7 protein-coding genes are annotated in these 6743 nt (G+C 55.6%); all 7 read left to right on the top strand.

What is annotated here, in order from left to right:
• Window positions 1-11 precede the first annotated feature (11 nt).
• From A8990_RS01460 to A8990_RS01490, 7 genes are read left to right on the top strand one after another with little or no spacing between them, the layout of a single operon-like run.
• The gene (locus tag A8990_RS01460) at window positions 12-1079 is read left to right on the top strand and encodes an ABC transporter substrate-binding protein (protein WP_116187229.1); all 1068 of its coding nucleotides are present in this window, start codon (window positions 12-14) and stop codon (window positions 1077-1079) included.
• 1 nt (window position 1080) lies between these two features.
• Window positions 1081-2124 carry a FecCD family ABC transporter permease gene (locus tag A8990_RS01465; protein ID WP_116187230.1) on the top strand — a complete coding sequence of 348 codons (1044 nt, stop codon included), beginning with the start codon at window positions 1081-1083 and terminating at the stop codon, window positions 2122-2124.
• The gene (locus A8990_RS01470; RefSeq protein ID WP_116187231.1) at window positions 2121-2918 is read left to right on the top strand and encodes a heme ABC transporter ATP-binding protein; all 798 of its coding nucleotides are present in this window, start codon (window positions 2121-2123) and stop codon (window positions 2916-2918) included. The genes A8990_RS01465 and A8990_RS01470 overlap by 4 nt, the downstream gene beginning before the upstream one ends.
• Window positions 2919-2934: 16 nt before the next feature.
• Window positions 2935-4005, top strand: a complete 1071-nt coding sequence (cobT, locus tag A8990_RS01475) for a nicotinate-nucleotide--dimethylbenzimidazole phosphoribosyltransferase (protein ID WP_116187232.1) — start codon at window positions 2935-2937, stop codon at window positions 4003-4005.
• Window positions 4006-4049: 44 nt separating this feature from the next.
• The gene (gene cobU, locus A8990_RS01480; RefSeq protein WP_116187233.1) at window positions 4050-4643 is read left to right on the top strand and encodes a bifunctional adenosylcobinamide kinase/adenosylcobinamide-phosphate guanylyltransferase; all 594 of its coding nucleotides are present in this window, start codon (window positions 4050-4052) and stop codon (window positions 4641-4643) included.
• A gap of 35 nt (window positions 4644-4678) precedes the next feature.
• Window positions 4679-5497, top strand: coding sequence for an adenosylcobinamide-GDP ribazoletransferase (gene cobS, locus A8990_RS01485; RefSeq protein ID WP_245995795.1), 819 nt, complete (start codon window positions 4679-4681; stop codon window positions 5495-5497).
• 31 nt (window positions 5498-5528) lie between these two features.
• Entirely contained in the window at window positions 5529-6605 is a 1077-nt protein-coding gene (locus A8990_RS01490; RefSeq protein ID WP_116187377.1) for an NAD(P)H-dependent flavin oxidoreductase, read from the top strand.
• The last annotated feature ends 138 nt before the right edge of the window (window positions 6606-6743 follow it).

Genomic DNA, 6743 nt, shown 5'->3' on the forward strand with positions numbered 1-6743 from the left:
GAGAACGGGGAATGAAAGTGAAACAAGCACAAGCAATTCGATCGAAACTACTATTTACGCTGATGGTGATGCTGCTCGTTCTGTTGACCGCGGCTTGCGGTTCCGCATCGAATTCGAATGCGAATACGAGCGGCAACAGCAGCAACGCGGCTTTCGGTAATCCTGCGCAAACGGAGCAGAATGCTTCAACCACGAACGCGGGCAATACGGGCTCGAACAATACGAATACGGCAGCTGACACTAATGCGCAAGCGACTGTTTACCCGCTGACTGTAAAGGATGTAACCGGAACTGAGCTTACGTTCCAAAAGGCGCCGGAGCGCATTGTAACGCTGCTGCCGAGCGAGACGGAGGTCGTCTACGCCATTGGCGCGGGCTCGTCGGTTGTCGGCGTGGACGACTTCTCCAACTATCCGAAGGAAGCGGCTTCGGTCACGAGGATCGGCGGCATGGATGCGGATATCGAGAAGATTGTATCGCTGAAGCCGGAGCTCGTATTGGCATCGTACACCATGGGGCAGGCCGTGGTCGACAAGCTGCGCTCGCTAGGTATTCAAGTGTACGCAACAGATCCGAAGACTTACGATGCGGTGATGGACAAAATCAAACAAATCGGCGCGATTCTGGATAAGTCGAGTGAAGCTGAAGCCGTCGCCAAGCATATGGCTGATGTTCGCGAGCAGGTTGCGAGCGCCGTCAAAGATGCGCCGAAGCCGAATGTCTACTTGGAGTTCTCTCCAGGCTGGACGGTAGGGAAAGGCGAGTTTCTGGATGAGCTCATCACGCTCGCCGGCGGTACGAACATCGCAACGAACCAAGGGTGGTACGAGATCGATCCGGAAGCCGTTGTGAAATCGAACCCGGAAGATATCATCTATGCTTCTATGACGCTTAAAGAAGGCGAGAAAAATCCGATCCTGACGGCAATCGAAACTCGTCCCGGCTGGAGCACCATTAATGCGATCAAAAATAAGCAAGTATTCGAAGTGGACCAAGATCCGCTCACTCGAGTCGGCCCGCGCCTCGCGGAAGGGCTGCTGGAAGTAGCGAAGAAGCTGCATCCGGATCTCATTCGCTAAGATGCGAGCCAAACTAGCTATTTATGGAGGAGCAGCGATGCTCCTCTTAGCTGGATCTATCGTCGTCAGTTTGTCAATCGGTTCCTCGGGCTTACCGCTCGCGGATGTATGGGGCATCCTCATTCATCAGCTGCCTTGGATGTCAGATCCGAGCAAGCAGTGGGATGCCAGTGAAATTGCTATCGTTACACAGCTGAGATTATCGCGCGTCTTGCTCGCTGTATTCGTGGGAGCATGCCTGGCGCTTGCGGGCAGCGGCTTTCAAGGCGTGCTGCGCAACCCGCTTGCCGACCCGTTCACACTCGGCGTTGCTTCCGGCTGCTCGGTAGGCGCTGCGTTCATGATCGTATTTGGCTACACCGCTTGGATTGGCCTATGGTCGGTACCAATTGTCGCGTTCGGCACGGGATTAGTGACACTTGTTATTGTCTTCGCGCTTTCTCGCGCTCGCGGGGCGATGAACGTAGAGTCGCTTATATTGTCCGGCGTCATCGTGCAAGCTTTCTTAGGGGCAATCGTTTCATTCATGGTCTCGATGTCGCAGGGCGTTATTAATGAAGTCATGTTCTGGCTGATGGGAAGTCTGAGCACGCGCAGCTGGGAGCATGTTCAGCTTATTATGCCTTTTGCGATTGTTGGCTCTCCGCTTATGTTTCGTTATGCGCAGCATTTGAACTTATTCGTCCTTGGCGAGCGGCATGCGGCACATCTGGGCGTAAACGTGGAGCGGACCAAGCTGATCGTGCTGCTTATTTCAACGCTGCTGACGGCGGTCGCCGTATCGATCGCAGGCGTGGTCGGCTTCGTTGGGCTTGTCGTACCGCATCTGATCCGCTTGCTGGTCGGTCCGGATTACCGGATCATTGTGCCGCTCTCCGCAATCGGCGGCGGCATCTATCTGTTGTGGGCGGACACGCTCGCACGCACGGTGCTGAGCCCGAAAGAGATTTCGCTTGGCGTCGTTACGGCAATTATCGGAGCGCCCTTCTTCGCCTATCTGCTCTACCGGCGCAAAGTGCAGCAAGGGGGAGGTGCGTCGGCATGATCGAAGCGAAGCAGGTAGTTAAACGGATCGGAAACCGCGATATTTTGCAGGAAATCAGCTTCTCCGTAGGGATAGGCCGTATGTATGGCATTATCGGTCCGAACGGTGCCGGCAAAACAACGCTTCTCCAGCTGCTTTCGGGCACAGATGCTCCGACCAGCGGCGAAGTTTTATTCCAAGGACAAGCGATTACGTCGATCAAGCGAAAAGACTTGGCGAAGCGGGTAGCCGTTCTCCAGCAAGGCGGAATTCCAGCGGCTGCGTTTACGGTGCGCGAAGTGGTCCAAATGGGGCGGTTTCCGTTCCAAAATTGGCTCGGCGAGGAGAGTGCGGACAGCGAGCAGCTTATCGACGATGCGATTGAAACGATGGGGCTGACCGCGCTTGCCAATCGACAGGTGGATCAGCTGAGCGGCGGCGAGCGGCAGCGTGTCGCGCTGGCGAAAGTGATGGTTCAGGAACCGGAGCTGCTGCTGTTGGATGAGCCGACTACGTATCTTGACATCGGCTATCAAGTACAGCTGCTGGATACCGTGAAGCGGTGGCAACAGGAAAGGCAGCTTACTGTCATCGCAGTGCTGCATGATTTGAACTTGGCGGCGCATTATTGCGATGAGCTGCTCGTGCTGCAGCATGGGCGAACGGCTGCGGATGGACCGCCTTCGGCGATTATGAAGCCGGAGCTGATATTGGACGTGTTCGGTGCAAGGGCAGTTATTCTGCCTCATCCGGAGACTGGTGTGCCGCAGCTGCTGCTTGCGCCATCCGTGCCGCCGAGTGAAAGAAGATCGTAGAGAGAGGGAGAGAATAATGAGCCAGCAAGAACTTGAACAACGGATTATAGAAATTACAGCCAGCATTTCACCGCTATTTAGCGAAAGTATAGAGGCAGCAGAGCAGCGCTTGAACAGCTTGACGAAACCTCCTGGCAGCTTGGGCAAGCTTGAAGAGATTGCACGTCAGGTAGCTGGCATTACCGGAGAGATTGCGCCGGATCTGGCGAAGCGTGCCGTCATCGTTATGGCTGGCGATCACGGCGTATGCGAAGAGGGGATCAGCGCCTTTCCGGCAGAAGTGACGCCGCAGATGGTGATGAACTTCTTGGCTGGCGGAGCAGCTGTTAATGTACTGGCGCGAGGAGCAGGTGCCGATGTGTTCTGCGTGGACATGGGCGTTAATGCGGATCTCGCACATGATTCGTTGATCAACTGCAAGACGCGCAAAGGAACGGCGAATATGACGCGGGAAGCGGCGATGGCTCGCGAAGAAGCGCTGGCAGCAATAATCGGCGGATATGAGCTGACCGAGAAGCTATCTCGCGAGCAAGGCTATCGGATGTTCGCGACAGGCGAGATGGGGATCGGCAATACGACGGCGAGCGCAGCGCTTTGCACGGTGCTTGGTTCCATGACTCCGGATGAGGCAGTTGGACTCGGCACGGGGATTAATGAAGAACGGCGCAAGCATAAAGTCGATGTGGTGTGCCGAGCGATCGCTTGCAATACGCCTGATGCGCGTGATCCTCTAGATGTGCTTGCGAAAGTCGGAGGTCTGGAGATTGCGGGACTTGTTGGCGTAATTCTGGGTGCAGCAGCGAATCGCTGTCTGGTCGTCATCGATGGATTCATCTCTTCGGCGGCGGCACTCGTTGCCGCATCCATTGCACCGGAGGCTGCAGCTTATATGATCGGATCTCATCTGTCGCAGGAGCAGGGGCATCGCAAGTTGATGGAACAGATCGGCTTGTCGCCGATGATCCATCTCGATATGCGGCTTGGTGAAGGCACGGGCGCTGTACTCGGGTTCCATTTTATCGATGCGGCGGTACGGATTATGCGGGAAATGGCGACATTCGAAAGCGCAGGCGTTTCGCGAGGCTAAAGGTAGAGTTAAACAAGAGTTGAACATGGGCGGAGGAAGCAGCTGTGGCGATCTTTATAACAGGCGGAGCTCGCAGCGGGAAGAGCGGCTTCGCGGAAGCGTATGCGATGAAGCTGGCGGAGCGGGGCATCTATATTGCAACTTCGCAGAGCTGGGGCGATGAAGAGATGGAGGCGCGGACGTCGCACCATAAGCGGACTCGTGAGCAATCGGGATATGCGTGGCAGACGATAGAGGAACCGTATGCGCTGGCGGAGCTGTTGGAACGGCTCGAGCAAGAAGCTGCTGGTGATGAGCGAGAACGGCCTGCGGTGCTCGTGGACTGCTTGACGTTATGGCTGACGAATTGGATGCTTCGATTTGATGAGGAAGATGGCGGGCAAGGGAAAAGCGACGCTGCGTTAGAAAAGGTCATTGAGCGTCTTGTAGAGGTGGTCGCAGCTTACACAGGACCGCTTCTGCTTGTAACCAATGAGGTCGGCAGCGGCATCGTACCTGCATATCCGCTCGGACGCAGATTCCGCGATGAAGCGGGAAGGATGAACCGCAAGCTGGCTGCGCGCTGCGAGCAGGCGCTGCTCGTGGTGGCTGGCATTCCGCTTGATTTGAAGGCGCATGCTTTTCAGATTGGGGAGTAGCGACGGCTGTTTCGTTCGTTTATGGGAGGGGCAGTATGGTTAAACAGGTTATTAGAGAGCAGCTTATTGCGGCAGGCACGGCCTTTCAACTGCTGACTCGGATTCCGATCCCGGCCCAGCTTCCATTCACGCCGCAAGTGCTTGCTCGAAGTGTCGTATACTATCCGCTGGCGGGGCTTGTGATCGGCAGTATCGTCACCGCGCTTGCATGGGCACTCGATGGAATCGTACCGAGCATGCCTGCAGCTGTCATTGTGTTGATCGCGCTGACTGCGTTGAGCGGCGGCTTGCATGTGGATGGTTTTATGGACACCGCCGATGGGGTGCTAAGCAATCGCCCGCGCGAGAGAATGCTCGAAATCATGAAGGACAGCCGCGTCGGTGCGATGAGCGTGCTGGCGGCGGTGCTGCTCTTTCTGTTCAAATTCTCAGCGCTGGGCACGCTGCTTGATGACGGGCTGGATTGGTCCGAGGTTGCGCCGCTGCTCGCACTTTCTTTTGGCTGGAGCCGGATGTGGATCGTTGCCGCAATGGTATTATGGCCGTTTGCAAGACCGAACGAAGGGATGGCTTCGTTGTTCCGAGAGGTTCGTGCTCCGCATGCGGTGACTGCACTTGCTGTACAATTGGTGCTCGTTTGCGGAGTGGCCGTGATTTTTGGAGATGCGGCGGATGGGAAGTTTCTATGCGCGTTAGCTGCTCAAGCTGTAATTACGGCTATACTAGGCAGCGTCGTGTGCGGATGGCTTTCCCGCAAACTTGGAGGCTTGACGGGCGATACATATGGTGCTGTAAGTGAATTGATTGAGGCTTGTTTGATTTTCGCTGTGATGATGATGGTTGTGGGGCACTAGCGGTATTTACGAATGGAGGCGGTCTAGCATGTTGTTGATGACCGAATTAACACGACTGCTCGGGATCAAATATCCGATTATCCAAGCGCCAATGGCGGGCGGACCGACAACGCCGGAGCTGGTAGCGGCTGTATCGAATGCAGGAGGTTTAGGCAGCCTGGGTGCGGGATACTTAACGCCGGAGCAGATTCGCAGCACGATTCGCGAGATACGGAAGCTTACGGATCGTCCCTTCGCTGTGAACCTGTTCATTCCGGGGAAGACGAATACGCCGGATGAGACGATACAGAAGATGACTGAGGTTCTTGATGGGTATCGTGAGAAGCTCGGCATAGCTGTTAGCCCTACACTTGCAAAGTATGAAGAGAGTTTTGCGGAGCAAGTGCAGGTGATTTTGGAAGAAAATGTCCCTGTCTTTAGTTTCACCTTCGGCCTCCCATCGTCTGACATTATGGAAGCGATGAAGCAGCGCGGAATTCTGCTCGTCGGGACTGCTACGACCGTCGAAGAAGCGGTTCAGCTGGAGTTGGCAGGCGTTCATGCGATTGCGGCACAAGGCAGCGAAGCGGGCGGTCATCGCGGGACTTTCATGAAGAAGGCAGAGGACTCCTTGATCGGCACGATTGCGCTCGTTCCGCAAATTGCGGACCGCGTATCGATTCCCGTCATTGCTTCAGGCGGCATCATGGACGGTCGCGGACTTGTAGCGAGCCTTGTACTTGGGGCATCTGCCGTGCAGATGGGTACTGCTTTTCTCGCTTGTCCGGAGAGCGGTGCGCATGCGGCGTTTAAACAGAGAATCATGCAGTCTGACGAGGCGTCGACGGCGATTACATATGCGTATTCCGGCAAAGCGGCGCGGGGGATTCAGACGGAGTTTATGAAAGAGCTGAAGTCCTACGAGGGAGTCATACCCGAGTATCCGATTCAAAATGCAATGACACGAGATATTCGCCAAGCGGCTGCGCGTGCGAACAATCCCGAATATATGTCGATGTGGGCAGGGCAAGGGCTGCGGCTGGCAGGAGAGCGCACCGCTGCCGGGACGGTAGAGCTGGTGATGGAGCAGGCGGAGGCGCTTGTTGGGAAGATGAGTGGGCGAAGTTAAAATTGCGAGTTTGTGAAATGTAACGAATCCTTGAAACGCTATTAAGGCTAAATGAGCCTCTCTTGATCGGAAAACGGTCGAATAGCGTTCGGAGGTTCGTTATTTTTTTTGGGCGAAAACACGGACGGGGATACACCT

Source organism: Paenibacillus taihuensis, assembly GCF_003386535.1.
GTDB lineage: Bacteria > Bacillota > Bacilli > Paenibacillales > Paenibacillaceae > Paenibacillus_Z > Paenibacillus_Z taihuensis.

Bases quoted from the DNA above. Each gene is read 5' to 3' on its own strand.
- A8990_RS01460 (WP_116187229.1), top strand. From the start codon at position 12: ATGAAAGTGAAACAAGCACAAGCAATTCGATCGAAACTACTATTTACG.
- A8990_RS01465 (WP_116187230.1), top strand. From the start codon at position 1,081: ATGCGAGCCAAACTAGCTATTTATGGAGGAGCAGCGATGCTCCTCTTA.
- A8990_RS01470 (WP_116187231.1), top strand. From the start codon at position 2,121: ATGATCGAAGCGAAGCAGGTAGTTAAACGGATCGGAAACCGCGATATT.
- cobT (WP_116187232.1), top strand. From the start codon at position 2,935: ATGAGCCAGCAAGAACTTGAACAACGGATTATAGAAATTACAGCCAGC.
- cobS (WP_245995795.1), top strand. From the start codon at position 4,679: ATGGTTAAACAGGTTATTAGAGAGCAGCTTATTGCGGCAGGCACGGCC.